Source organism: Methylocaldum sp. 14B, assembly GCF_002005105.1.
Classification (GTDB): Bacteria; Pseudomonadota; Gammaproteobacteria; order Methylococcales; family Methylococcaceae; genus Methylocaldum.
Genome location: NZ_MSCV01000003.1, coordinates 98590 through 113473, shown reverse-complemented (window position 1 = coordinate 113473; position 14884 = coordinate 98590). Strand labels below are relative to the sequence as shown.

Annotated in this window: 3 protein-coding genes; all 3 read left to right on the top strand. The window is 60.3% G+C overall.

Annotated features, from left to right (window positions below):
- Positions 1-47 precede the first annotated feature (47 nt).
- The 3 genes from B2A78_RS02970 (at position 48) to B2A78_RS02960 (ending at position 14837) form a co-directional block, all read left to right on the top strand.
- Entirely contained in the window at positions 48-10346 is a 10299-nt protein-coding gene (locus B2A78_RS02970; RefSeq protein ID WP_240502384.1) for a non-ribosomal peptide synthetase, read from the top strand.
- 203 nt (positions 10347-10549) lie between these two features.
- Positions 10550-13216, top strand: coding sequence for a TonB-dependent receptor (locus tag B2A78_RS02965; protein ID WP_077728421.1), 2667 nt, complete (start codon positions 10550-10552; stop codon positions 13214-13216).
- Positions 13217-13424: 208 nt separating this feature from the next.
- A complete protein-coding gene (locus tag B2A78_RS02960; protein WP_077728420.1) occupies positions 13425-14837 on the top strand; it encodes a cytochrome P450 in 1413 nt (470 codons plus the stop codon).
- Positions 14838-14884 lie beyond the last annotated feature (47 nt).

Sequence of the window (14884 nt, the reverse complement as noted above, 5' to 3'; positions counted from 1 at the left end):
CCGCAGTGCGCAACTTCGAGGAGTCCGGAGTGATGGGAAATGTTGGGATGACTTGCTCCAATCTGGTCGAGCTGCTGGGCGCGAGAGCCAACGAGGATGCCTTGGGAAAAGGATACGTTTTTCTCGCCGACGGCGAAATCGAAAACGGCCGGCTGACGTTCGCCGATCTAGACCGGCGGGCCCGCGCCATCGCCGCCCGCCTTCAGACCCTGGGGATGGTCGGGGAACGAGCGGTGCTGCTGTATCCGCCGGGGCTTGAATATATCGAGGCCTTTTTCGGCTGCCTGTATGCCGGAGCCATCGCGGTACCGGCTTATCCTCCGACCCGCCAGCATCTGCCGCGTCTCCAGGCCGTGATGCGCGACGCCGCACCCGCCGCCATCATGACCACGGCGGAACTCGCCGCAAAATTCCGGGATGAATTCGTTGGAGGCGCGCTGCGCGCCGCGTCGAACTGGTTCGCCACCGATACCGTGGCTTCGGACGAAGCCGGGTGTTGGCAGGCGCCCGTACTCGCGCCGGAAAACATCGCCTTCCTGCAATACACCTCGGGTTCCACCGGCGACCCCAAGGGCGTGATGGTGAGCCACGGTAATCTGCTCGCCAACCAGGAGGCCATCCGGCAAAGCTTCGGACACACCGAGCGCTCGACCGTGGTCGGCTGGCTGCCCCTGTATCACGACATGGGCTTGATCGGAAACATCCTCCAGCCGCTTTATGTCGGCTCTACCGCCGTCCTGATGCCACCCATGGCCTTTCTGGAGAAGCCGGTACGCTGGCTGAAGGCCATTTCCGAATTCCGGGCCGCGACTTCCGGCGGTCCCAACTTCGCTTACGATCTCTGCGTTTGCAAGGTGACGGCCGAACAAAAGCGCGACCTGGATCTCAGCGCCTGGACATTGGCCTTTAATGGGTCCGAACCGGTACGCGCCGCGACCTTGGAGCGTTTCGCCGGCGCCTTCGCCGAATGCGGCTTTCGCCGCGAAAGTTTCTTTCCTTGTTACGGTCTGGCCGAGGCTACGCTGTTTGTAACAGGAGCGAGGCTAGAAACCGGAGGCGTGAGGCTGGAGGAAACAAAGGCCAAACCCAAGATCGGCGATTCCTCAAGCCTCAAGTCTCCAGCCTCCAGCCTCGTTTCCTGCGGCTTGCCCACGGATCGCCATATTGTCCAAATTGTCGATCCCCATACGGGAAAACCGTGCCTGCCGGGCCGGGAAGGCGAAATCTGGGTCTCGGGTCCCAGCGTGGCGCAGGGCTACTGGAACCGCGCCGAGGAATCCGAGAACACCTTCAGGGCGAGGCTAGAGGCTCTAGACCATAGACTTCGGACTAGCGGAATCCGGCCTATGGACTCTGGCCTAAAGCCTGAAGCCTCATTTCTCCGCACCGGCGACCTGGGATTACTCGACGACGGCCGGTTATACGTTACCGGGCGTATCAAGGACCTGATCATCATCCGAGGGCGGAACTATTACCCGCAGGACATCGAGCACGCACTGACTGACAGAGTGGATGTCCTGCGTCCCGGAGGCTGCGCCGCATTCTCTGTGACCTGTCAGGACGAGGAAAAGCCGATCGTGGTCGCGGAACTGACCCGCGAAGCCATACGGAAGGCCGATTACGAAGCGATTTTCGCATCCTTGCGGAGCACCCTGGCCGAGGCTTGTGAATTGACGGCCGCCGAACTGGTTCTCGTCCAGCCCGGCGGCGTTCCCAAGACCTCCAGTGGCAAACTGCGGCGCCAAGCCTGTAAGCAAGCGTACCTGGAGGGTGCTCTACCGGTGTTGGCGCGGTCGGACGACCCGAAGGAAGGGGGCGCGCAGCTTGCCGGGCAGGACAGCCCGGTTACTTCGGGTGGGATGAGGAAGGCGAGCGAACGCAAGGCGACGCCGCAGGAATTCCAACTCCAACTTCTGCAGGAAGCCTTGTCCGTCGTTCCTCACCCGCAGCGCGCCGCGCTGATCGCTCGTTTCCTCCGGACCAAGATCGCCCATCTGCTGAAGATCGAGGAATTCGCCGTATCCATGGAATCGCCGCTGCGAGCGTCGGGCCTCGATTCCCTGAAGGCCGTCGAACTCAAGCACACGGTGGACGAATTATTGGGCATCGAGGCCCCGTTGACGCTATTCCTGTCCGACCGGTCGGTGGTGGAAGTGGCTGAAGCTCTTGCCTGTCAGGCTGAAGGTTTGAGGCTGGAGGCTGTAGGAAATGACAAGGAACAGGCAATAGTCTCCGTTTCCTCAAGTCTCGAGTCTCTAGCCTCGAGCCTTTCTTCGACCCAGTTTTCCATGTGGACGATGCAACACATGGAACCGAACAGCATCGTTTACAACCTGCATCTAGCCTTGCGCATCGAGAACGGCGCCGACGCGGAAGCCTTGCGGCGATCCTTCTACCGCCTGGCGGAGCGGCACGAAATGCTGCGCACGGTTTATCGCAACGAGGGCGACGAGGTCTTTCAGTCGGTATTGCCGCTGGCCGACCTGCCCGACTTCTTTACTGCCGTCGACGCCTCGGTTTGGTCGGAATCCGAACTTCAAGACGACATGGCGCGGCGCATCCGCGAACCCTTCGACTTGGCGCACGGACCGGTCTTGCGGGTGGTCCTCTATCGACATGGAACCAAGGCTCCAGACTTCAGGCTCAAGACTTCGGATGTCCAGGAACCTGTAGCCCATAGCCTAGGGCCTCAAGCCTCTCCGCATACCCTCCTGCTTTGCGCCCACCACATCGCCCTGGACCTTTGGTCGGTGCTCGTGCTCGTCGACGAGTTGAGAAAAATCCGTTCGGAATTGGGTGAGACGGTTCCAGGGCCGAGCTTGTCCCCACCGGCTTCCAGCTATGCTGAATTCGCGGCCTGGCAACGGAACTATCTGGAAAGTCCGGCCGGCAATGCCGACTGGGATTACTGGCGGCAACGGCTTTCCGGAGAACTCCCGATCCTCGCCCTGCCCACTGACCGTGCGCGGCCTGCGGTACCGAACTACCGCGGCGCTTCGGTAGCGGTTCGCCTGAGCCGGGAGGAAACCGACAGGCTAAAGGATTTCGCGGCGCGGAGTGGCGTCACCCTGTTCACCCTATTGCTCGCGGCGTACAAGGTCCTGCTCCATCGCTACACCCGTCAAACCGACCTGATCGTAGGCGTTCCCACGGCCGGGCGCAGTCAGGCCCGACTCGCGTCCGTGGTGGGCAACTTCGTCAATCCGGTGCCGCTGCGCAGCCAGCCCGCCGCCGACAAGCCTTTTTCAGTTTATCTGGCGGAGATACACGACGCTTTATTGGGTGCTCTAGAACATCAGGACTATCCGTTTTCCCTCATGGTGGAACGCCTGCATGTCGAGCGCAACGCCGATCACTGGCCGGTCTATCAAACCCTATTCGTGCTGCAGCAGGCGCAAGCGAATATCGGAAGCGAACTGGCGCAGCTCGCTCTGGGGGAAAACGGCGAGATGTCGGTCGGGAACGATTGGCCAGTGCGCCCGCTGGCCATCAGGCAGCGCATAGAGCGGTTCGATCTCAAACTGATGGCGGCCGAAGATGGAGCCAGCCTCCTGCTGTCCTTCCAATACCGCACCGATCTTTTCACGGAACGGACGGTTTCCCGGATTGCCGATCATTTCCGCAATCTCTTAGAGGCTGTGGCGGCGAATCCCGCAACAAGTATCGGCGGCTTGAGGCTGTTCGGCGAGCAGGAGCGAATCCAGCTGCTGGATCAGGCCATCGGGCCGGAGACGCCGCTTCCGGAAGAACCGTGCATTCATCGGCTGTTCGAGCTGCAGGCGGCCAACACCCCCGATCTTCCGGCCGTGGCCTGCAAGGACCAACGCCTGACCTACCGCGAATTGAACGCCGTCGCCAACCGCTGGGCGCATCATCTGATAGCGCTCGGAGTCGGGCCTGGCAGCCGGGTCGGCATTTGCGTCGAGCGCTCCGCGAATTTCGTGACGGCCATCCTGTCCGTGCTCAAGGCCGGCGCCGCCTACGTTCCCCTCGACCCCGCTTATCCGGAAGACCGGGTGGCCCGCGTGCTGGCCGACGCCGGCGTCGGCCTATTGCTGACGCAAACCGGCTTGAACGCTTCCAGCCATTTTCCCGCCATCGTCCGGCTCGATATGGATCTATGGCCGGAAGGACCGGAACCGGCGCACGACAATCCGCACCCTGCAATGACGCCGGACCATCCCGCCTATGTGATCTACACATCGGGGTCGACCGGACAATCCAAAGGCGTCGTGGTTTCTCACCGGAGCCTCGCTAATTACACCCAGCTTATTGCCGGGCAGATTTCCGCGCTCGCCGGATTTCGTTACGCAATGGTATCTACGCCCGCGGCGGATCTCGGCAATACGGTCCTGTTCGCTTCCCTCGTTTCCGGCGGATGTCTGCATGTATTCGACCAGGATGCCGCCACGGATGGGCGCGTGTTCGCCGACTACATCGAACGCCAGCCGATCGACGTGCTGAAGATCGTGCCCTCTCATCTCGCGGCCCTCCTGGATTCGGCCGAAGGCAGGACCATCGCGCCTCGACGGGCGTTGATTTGCGGCGGCGACGTGCTCACCTACGATCTGGTCGGCCGGATCATCGCCCAGCGTCCGGAATGCCTTATCTTCAATCACTACGGCCCCACGGAGACCACGGTCGGATCGCTGATTCTTCCGATTGAACCGGACGTGCGGGAGAGCGGGGCAAGGGAATCGGTACCGATCGGCCGCCCGATCGCCAACAGCCTGGCCTATGTTCTCGACGGCAATCTCGAACCGGTGCCGAACGGTGTCGCAGGCGAGTTGTACATCGGCGGCGCGGGGCTGGCTCAAGGGTATCTGAATCGTCCGGACCTGACCGCCGAACGCTTCGTTCCCGATCCGTTCGGTGCAGGCCCCGGCGAGCGCCTGTACCGGACCGGCGACCTCGTGCGTCGGAGAGCCGACGGCCTCGTCGAATTCCTGGGGCGCGCTGACCATCAGCTCAAGATTCGAGGCTTTCGTATCGAGCCGGGCGAGATCGAGGCCCGCCTGCGGACCCATCCCGAAGTGCGGGATGCCGTGGTGACGGCCTGGGAAGACGAACGCGGAGTCAAACGTCTTGCCGCGTACATCGTATCCAGCGGCGACGAACCGGACCCCGAAGCCCTGCGTGTCCATGTCCAAATCGCTCTGCCGGACTACATGGTTCCGGCGGCCTTCGTGTTCCTGGACGGTTTGCCGCTGACTCCCAACGGCAAGCTGGATCGGAGGTCCCTGCCTAAGCCCGATCCTTCCCGTCAATTGACGCGCCGATACGCCGCACCCCGAAACGACGCGGAAGCCCGGCTGGCTGCCATTTGGGCCGAGGTGCTGCGCATCGACAGGGTCGGCATCCACGATAACTTCTTTTCGCTGGGAGGGGATTCCATCCTCAGCATACAGGTGGCGAGCCGCGCTCGGCGGATCGGCTTGAACCTGGCGCCGCGGCAGATTTTTCAGCACCAGACAGTGGCGGAATTGGCGCTGGCGGCGGAAAGCGCGGCTCCGTTCGAGGCCGAGCAAGGCATTATCGAAGGACCGGCTCCTCTAACGCCGGTCCAGCAGAAATTCTTCGCCCAGGATCTCGCGAATCCGCATCACTGGAATCAATCCCTGCTGTTGGACATGCTGCATCCGTTCGACCCCGGCCTGATGGAGCGCGCCGTGGAGCAACTGGTGTTCCATCATGACGTCTTGCGGCTGCGGTTTTCCCGCGACGCGGCGGCTTGGCGGGCCTGTTACGTCGGGAAAGAGCGGCAGCCCATGTTTCATCGGGAAGATCTGTCCGCTATCCCTGACGCGGCGTTCGAGGCCTTTCTTGCCGAACGCGCGGAGTATTGGCAGCGACAGATCGATCTCGGCGAGGGGCCCACGCTCCGGGCGGTCTGGTTCGAACTCGGGCGGGGACGCGGCGCGCGGCTGTTGCTGGTCATCCATCACCTGACCATGGATATCGCGAGCTGGCGCATCCTGCTGGACGATCTCGTGCTCATCCACGACCAATTGGCCTCCGGCCACGCCGTGACCTTGCCGGCCAAAACGACCTCTTACCGACAATGGGCTGCGCGGCTTCAGGACTATGCCGGAACCCTGGCGGGGGAGGGGAGAGCGCCACCCTGGTGGCACTCGCGGGAGGCTGCTGAAACGGCTTTGCCGGTCGATCGCGACGAAGGCACGAACACCGAAGCCGATGCCGCCGAGTATACGGTCAAGCTCTCCGAAAAACTCACTCGGGCGCTCATTCAGGAAGCCGGAGCGGCCTATCGGACCAGCGTTCAGGAATTGTTGCTCATCGCCGTCGTCAAGGGTCTTTCGGACTGGTCCGGCCTGCACCGGTTGCGGGTGGAGGTCGAAGCGCACAGCCGCGACAACGGCCCGTTCAGGGATTTGGATTTTACGCGGACGATAGGACGGTTCACGACCTCCTACCCGGTGACCTTCGATATCGATCCGGCGAACGCCACCGGAGGCATCATCAAGGACCTCAAGGAGCAGTTCCGCCGCCAGTCCGCATGGGGATTCGACTACACCGTCTGGCGCTGGCTCGGCGAAGGGCGGGAAAAAGGCTGTTCGGCGGATGCGCCCATCCTGTTCAATTATCTCGGCCACCTGGACCTCGGAACCGACGCCCACGCGTATTTCCGGCAATGCACGCTGGCATCGGGCATCGCCCGCGCCTCGGCGAACCGCCGGACGCACGAATTGGCGGTCAACGCCGCGGTCAGCGGCGGGCATCTCCAACTGACCTGGATTTACAGCGCGGCGCGTTATGGCGGCTCGACCATCGCCCGCCTCGGCGACGCCGTGATCCAGGCATTGGAGACGCTGATCTCCCACTGTCTCGAACCCGGCGTGTCCGGGCTAACGCCCTCCGATTTTCCGCTGGCCAAGCTGTCCGCGCAGGAGCTCGACAGACTGCCTTATCCGCCGGGAAACATCGAGGATGTCTATCCGCTGGGGCCCATGCAGGAAGGCATGCTGTTCTATTCCCTGATGTATCCGGGATCGGGCATCTATCACATGATCGATCGCTACGAAATCGACGGGGATGTCGAAATCGAGGCTTTCAAGGCGGCCTGGCAGGAGGTCTTGGACCGTCACCCCATCCTCCGCACGTCCTTTCTTTGGAAAGACTATTCGAGTCCGCACCAGTGCGTGCAGAAGCACCTGGCGCTGCCGTTCGATTATCAGGACTGGAGAGGGGTGCCCGAGGCCGAACAGGAACGGCGGTTCAAGGCTTTGATCGAAACCGAGCTGAAAACGGGTTTCGATTTCACGGTGGCGCCTTTGATGCGGATACGCCTGGTCCGTTTCGGCGAGCGCAGCTACCGCTTCATCCGCAGCCATCACCACATTCTCATGGACGCCTGGTGCAAGTCGCCGGTTTTGTTGGAGTTCCGGGCGAACTACGAGGCCAAGGTAAAAGGAGAGCCCTGCCCGCCCAGGGAGGCTGCGATACCCTATCGGGACTATATCGGCTGGCTTGCGGAGCAGAACCGGGAGGCTGCTGAAAATTTCTGGCGCCGGTACCTTACCGGATTCGGCGAACCCACGCCGCTGGTCGTGGACAAGCCGGTTCCGCCGGAAACAAAAGGCACGAGCCAGGTTCGGGATCGGGTGGCGCTGTTGTCCGAGGAAGACACCAAGGCGCTTCATGCTTTGGCGCAGCGTTGCCAAGTGACGCCGAACAGCGTCTTGCAGGCCGCCTGGGCGCTGATGCTGGCCCATTATTCGCGGTGCGACGAAGTCGTGTTCGGAGTGACTGTGGCCGGACGCCCGACCGATTTGCCCGGGGTGGAAACGGCGCTGGGATTGTTCATCAACAGCCTGCCGTTGCGGGTCAAGGTCAAGCCGGACCAGCCGGCCCTGGAATTCCTGCGCGAACTGCTGTACCACAATCTGGAGCTCCGCCAATACGAATACATGCCTTTGGTACAGATACAAGCTTTGAGCGAGCTTCCCAGAGGCCAGGCGCTCTTCCAGCACCTGTTCGTGTTCGAAAACGCGCCGGTCGATCCGACCTTGCGGGGTTCCAAGGACGTTTTGAACATCGTCGACGACAAGCACCGCACCCATTCCAATTATCCGATCAACGCGGTGCTGGTTCCTTCCCCGCGTTTCCACCTGCAAATTACCTATGACGTAAACCGTTTCGAACCGGCCGCCGTGGAACGGATGCTCGGGCATTTCAAGACCTTGCTGGAAAGCCTCATCCGCCATCCCGACGCCCGCCTGGGCTCGCTCCCGATGCTGACCGAAAGCGAGCGCGGCGCAATCCTGGAGCAATGGAACCGGACCGATCATCCCTATCCCGAACCTCGGGACATCGTGGCCCGTTTCGAAGCGCAGACGGCGCTGGCGCCCGAGGCGGTCGCCGTCGCCTGCCGCGGCGAGGCATTGACCTATCGTGAACTCAACGCCCGCGTCAATCGCCTGGCTCACGCCTTGCGCGCCGCTGGGGTGGGCCCCGAGACGCTGGTCGCCCTGTTGAACGATCGCGGCATCGATTTCCTGGTGATGATGTTGGGCGTGTTCAAAGCCGGCGGCGCCTATCTGCCGCTCGATCCCGGCCATCCCGACGCACGCCTGACGCAGGTGCTGGAGGAAGCCCGCGCCGCTCGGCTGCTGGTTGGCAAGTCCTTCCGGGAACGGGCCGAATCAGTGTGCCGGACGGTCTCCCGGCGGCCGGCGCTGCTGGTACTGGACGAACCCGTGGCGCAAAGCTATCCGGCCACCGATCCCGAACGCCTGCACGGCCCCGGCAGCCTGGCCTTCACGATCTTCACGTCCGGCTCCACCGGAACGCCCAAGGGCGCCATGGTCGAGCACCGGGGCATGTTCAACAACCTGATCACCAAGGTTCCGACTTTGGGTTTGAGCGAAGCCGACGCCATCGCACAAACCGCGGGACAGTGTTTCGACATTTCCGTCTGGCAGCACCTGACGGCTCTCGCATGCGGCGCTCGGGTCGAGATTTTCCCGGACGACATCGTGCGCGATCCCGGCCTGCTTCTCCGCCAAATCGCCGAACGCGAAGTCACCGTTTTGGAGGCGGTTCCGTCGATGATCCAGGCCCTGCTGGAAATGGCCGGGGGTATCGAGCTGCCGCGGCTGCGCTGGCTGATCGCCTGCGGCGAGGCGGTTCCGTCGATGATCCAGGCCCTGCTGGAAATGGCCGGGGGTATCGAGCTGCCGCGGCTGCGCTGGCTGATCGCCTGCGGCGAGGCGTTTCCGCCGGACCTCTGCCGGCGCTGGATGAAACGCTTCCCGCACGTGCGGGTGCTCAATGCCTACGGTCCCGCCGAATGCTCGGACGACGTTTCCTACTACGAGGTACCGGAAACGCTCGCAGAAACCGAAACGATCGTGCCGGTCGGGCGCCCCGTGGACAACACCCGGCTGTATCTTCTGGATGCCTGGCTCACCCCGGTTCCCGTGGGCGTGCCCGGAGAAATCTGCGTGGCCGGTATCCAGGTCGGGCGAGGTTACCTGCACCGGCCGGAAACGACGGCGGAAAAGTTCGTTCCGGACCCGTTCGGCCCTGTCGGCGGGCGCTTGTACCGCACCGGCGACCTCGGCCGTTACCGGGAGGACGGCGCCATCGAGTTTCTCGGACGCATCGACCACCAACTCAAGATTCGCGGGGCGCGGATCGAACCGGGCGAAATCGAGGCGCAGCTTCTCCTGCATCCGGCCGTGGAGCAAGCCGTGGTGGTGGCCCGAGACGACGGAGGCGCGGGCGGCAAACGTCTGGTGGCCTATGTCACGGAACGCTTGCCGTTTTCTCCCTCTCCCTCCGGCAACGGGCCGGATGCGCAACCCGGAGAAAATTTGGAGAGCAAGCCGAGTATCGCGGCTCGCGAGGAAACCGCGGACGGTCTTTCCCTGATCGACCAGTTGCGCGCCTATCTCTCGGCACGGCTTCCGAACTTCATGGTGCCATCGGTCTTCGTTCGCCTCGACGCCATGCCTCTCGGTAGCAACGGCAAAATCGACCGCAAGGCCTTGCCGGCGCCGGACGTCGCCGCTCAAAGGGAAGCGCGCTACGTGGCCCCGCGCACCCCTGCGGAAGAAATTCTCGCCGACATCTGGAAAGACGTATTGGGCCTGGATAGGGTCGGCGTCGAGGACAACTTTTTCGATCTCGGCGGGCACTCCCTCATCGCCGTACAAGTGCTGTCTCGGGTACGGACCGCTTTCGATGTCGAGGTTCCCCTGAGACGCGTCTTCGAGGCCTCCACCATCACACAGCTCGCCTTGGTGATCGAGGAATGCCTGATCGAACAACTCGAATCCCTTTCGGAAGAGGAAGCCTTGGCGTTACTGGAGGACGGATCATGAACTGAAGAAACACTGTAAGAAACCTTCCCGTGTGGGTAAAGGCATCTACTGAAGTCGTCGCCCCGGCATGGATTGCCGGGGTCCGGAAGCCAAGGACGGCAAAGGCCTCTTAACTCCTGTGCTCTGAATTCCGGCACGAATTCGCCCGGAGCCGAGTGATTCTGAGGTGTCATTCGACCAGCCTGCAGAAAGAAAAAATAACGATGAAAACGACCGATAACTTGAAATTTACTGGGGAAGACGTCCTGGCGATTAACAAGGATCGACAACAAGAAGCTGTCGCTCATCAAGGAGGGAATGGTGTTGAGACAGGTTCGAAGAATGGCCTGTGCCCAGGTGCCCTTACCCGCAAGAGTACGGCCATTGCCGCGGCTTTTGCGGCCTATGTTCCGCTTGCTTCCGTCGGCGCCGAGCCGCAGCCCGTCGGCAAGGCCACGACGACCGCTCAAGCGCCGATCCAATTCGACATTCCGGCGCAAGATTTGCCCCGCGCTCTGTCCGCTTTCACCGTGCAGAGCCGCGTCCAGGTTCTTTACGAAGGCGATGTCGCCGAGGGGCTGCGCAACGCCCCCCTCAAAGGCGCCTATACACCGGAAAAGGCCTTGAAAGTGCTGCTGAGCGCGGCTCCCGTTCAAGCCCGTTTCACCGGCCAACGGACGGTGACCCTGGAGCGCAAGCCAATCGCCGTTCAATCCGGCGGCGATGCAGCCGACGCCATCGCGCTCGGGAAAGTGACTGTCAGTGCGGGAGCGGAGGCCGATCCGAACGATCCCTACAACGAGGACTACGCCGTTTCCAAATCCTTCCCAGCCACCAAGACCGACACGCCGATCATCGAGACGCCGGTATCGATTCAAGTAGTGCCGAGAGCGGTGATGGAGGATCAGAAAACTACCAGGATTACGGATGCTCTGGAGAACGTGAGCGGCGTTCGAGCACAATCCTCCCTCGGAGCGGGCACCGGCTTCATCGTCCGCGGATTTAGAAATCCCTTGATCTACCGCAACGGCCTGATGGCCATACCGAGCGGTTTCCGTTCCGAATTCGATACGGCCGATCTGCAAAGCGTCGAAGTGCTCAAGGGGCCGGCGTCGGTTCTGTTCGGACGCGCGGAGCCCGGCGGCTTGATCCATGTCACGACTAAGAGGGCGCTCGACATTCCTTATTACTCCCTGGAACAACGGTTCGGCTCGTACGACTTCTATCGCACCGAATGGGACGCTACCGGCCCGATCACCGACGACAAATCCTTGTTGTATCGCTTCACCGGCTCCTACCAGAACAACGAGTCGTTCCGGGATTTCATCTCCAATGACAGGATCATGGTTTATCCCAGCGTCACGTGGCGACCGACCGAGGCAACCGATATAACGATCAACATCGAGGGGCTCAATCAGGACTACCAAGCCGATTATGGCATCCCTGTCATCGGCAAGCGCCCGGCGAATATCCCCGTGAGACGTGCCCTCGGCGATCCCAACGATCCGTTGGACAATATTTCCAGGGTGTTGCTGGGTACCGAAATCAACCATCGGTTCAACGAAGACTGGGCCATCCATAACCGGTTCCTCGCCAACTTCGGCCATGGCGACGAAACCTTTCTCAACCCTGCACCGGCATTCGGGAACGCATTGAATCCCGTTACCGGCATCCTTCAGCGCAACGTCTTTTTCCAGCGTTATGACAGCGAGGGCTACACTACCAACCTCGATTTGACCGGCAAGTTCCGGATCGGTCCAACCGACCACGACGTCCTGGTGGGATACGACTATTTCCGGTCCTTCACCAAATACCGCACCCAGGGTTTTTTCGACACCCCCGACCCGGCGCTGGCGATCAACATATTCAATCCTTCGCCCAGTTATGGAATCGACAAGGCCGTATTCGACAGTGCCGTATTAGAGACGGAATTTCCGAACAACCGCTCGGTGATCAAAGACGAGTGGCACGGCGTTTATTTCCAGGACCACATCACCTTGTGGGACAAGCTGCATATCATGGGGGGAGGCCGTTACGACTGGATCGAAACGGGTAGAGGTCGGGGCAGCTCCTTCTCGGCTGCCGACAAAAACCTGCCGGACACCATCCGGAAAGACGACGGATTCAGTCCGCGCGTGGGCATTCTCTACCAGCCTTGGCAGTGGCTGGGAGTTTACGGTAATTGGACGACCTCGCTCGGCGCCAACAATGGGATATCGGCAACCGGGAGATCCTTTGATCCTCAAATCGGCGAGCAATTCGAAGCCGGAATCAAGACCTCTTTGTTCGAAGATCGTTTGCTCGCTACCTTGGCTTATTACCACATCACCAAGGACAACCTGCTCACCCCCGACCTGACGACGCCCGATCCCAACGACAGCGTGGCGATCGGCCAGCAGCGCAGCCAGGGAATCGAACTGGACGTAGCGGGGCGTATTACCGACAACTTGAGCATCATCAGCAGCTATGCCTTCACCGATGCCCGGATTACCAAGGACAACCGAGCCCTGAATGGCCAGATTAAGGGGTACGAGGGCAAGCGACTGAACAATGTGCCCGAGCATGCGGCAAGCCTATGGCTCAGATACGACCTCAACGGGTACGAAGCGCCGGACGGTTGGAGTTTCGGTCTAGGCGGCGTACTGGCGGGGCAACGGGAAGGCGATGTCGAGAATACCTTCCAATTACCCGGCTATGTGCGGATGGACGCCTTCGCGGCATACCGATTGAAGGTAGGGCCGACGCGCGTCACGGCTCAATTCAATATCCGCAACCTGCTCGACAAGACGTATTACGAGTCCACCGATCCGGATATCAATGTATCGCCGCGCCTGGGCGTTTATCCCGGCGCACCGCTGACGGCCATCGGTTCGGTGCGGGTGGAATTTTGATGTTCAAGTATTTGGATAGCTAAGACGACCCGAACACGCAATGCCGATGAGCCTCCTTGCAAACGTCCTTGAAAGAGAAGCTGGGCTTCAGAGCGGTGCGCGACGTCTCGGTCGCTCAAGGCGCGTGCAGGGTCTGGCTTAAGGTACACCGGTGGATCTGGGGTGAACCAGCAGAGGCGATTCAATCGGCCGGGAAAAGAGGATTGTGATGTGTAGTATCAAAACCATTTCTGCGCTCCCCGGCCATCCGGACCCGGTGGTATTGGAGCCTGACTTCAACCGGGTTCATGAAATCTTCGAGAAGCTAGCGGACCGGTACGGAAAACTTTTCACGGTTCAATTTGCGAACCGGCCGCTAGTAGTCGTCGCGAATGCCAATCAGATCAATTTCATTCTTCGCAAAAGGCCGGACCTTTTCGGCCCATATAGCAGGAAAAACAGAGTTCTCGAAACCATGAAAGTGGACGGAATCGAGGCTGCCGACGACCACGGCTGGAAACGTCAACGGGAAGTTATAGCTGCATCCATGGAATCCCGCCATATGGCCCAATATTTCGAATATATCAAGGCGGCTACCGGAGATTTGAAAAACCATTGGATCACTCATGGCGAAAACCTTTCGAAAATTGATTTGGAAGCGGAGATTTTGGGCTTCTCGATATCGGTATTTACATCGATGGTATTCGGCGATCTGACCGATATGCCAGTGGGCGAGCAAGACGTCACGAAAAATATCTTACATAACCTGGTCCCCATTTTGGGCAGGCGCATCGATGCCTTACTGCCGCAAATGCATTTGGAAAGCTTCTCCGAAGACAAGTATTTTGACGAAGACATAAGGGAAATCTTCAGAGCCGTTAAAAATGTCATCGCACGTAAAGGATCCCTTTTAAATGACACAAATGGGGCTGGCAACGCGGTGAGCATGGTCCGGCTCCTTATAGAAGCCATGAAAGAAAAGGGTTCTGATATTCGCAATATAAAACTCATCGAAAATATTCTGTTGATAGTCCTGGCCTCCGAACCCACTACAGCGAATACCCTGCTCCGGGTGCTCTTCTGCATTTCCAAAGACCCCCAGGTCCAAAGGGACATTCAGGACGAAGTCGATGCTGTATTAGGCAATGGCGGCATTATCGAGGACATTGAAGATATCAAGAAGCTCAAATGTATCGACGCCGTTATTTTAGAGACGATGAGAACGTCGTCGGTATCCCGCATCGCTATCGTGGAGGCCAAGGCGGATTTGGTAATGGACGATGTCGAGATACCCGCTGGAACTCCGTTGGTATTGCTGATCGCGCGTTGCGCTCTGGACGATGAAAATTTTCATCAGGCCAGGGTATTTGATCACCGGCGATGGCGCAGCGAAACCAAAGTGGAATCTTCCAAACATAACGGCAAAGCCTTTTTGGGTTTCGGCTCGGGGCCGCGTTCATGTCCGGGAAGAGGTTTGGCCATGCTGGTTATCAAAAGCGCCTTGGCGATGATTTGCGGAAATTTCCAAATCCGACTGTCACCCGAAAAACAGCCTGGCGATAAAACCGGTTTCAACGATAAGCCGCTGTCCTTTGGTCTTACTATCGAAATTCGCGATAGGCGTCATGACGTCGCGCTTTAGAAAAGATTAAACCTATTGCTGTACGAAAAAGTATTCCACGAACGCGA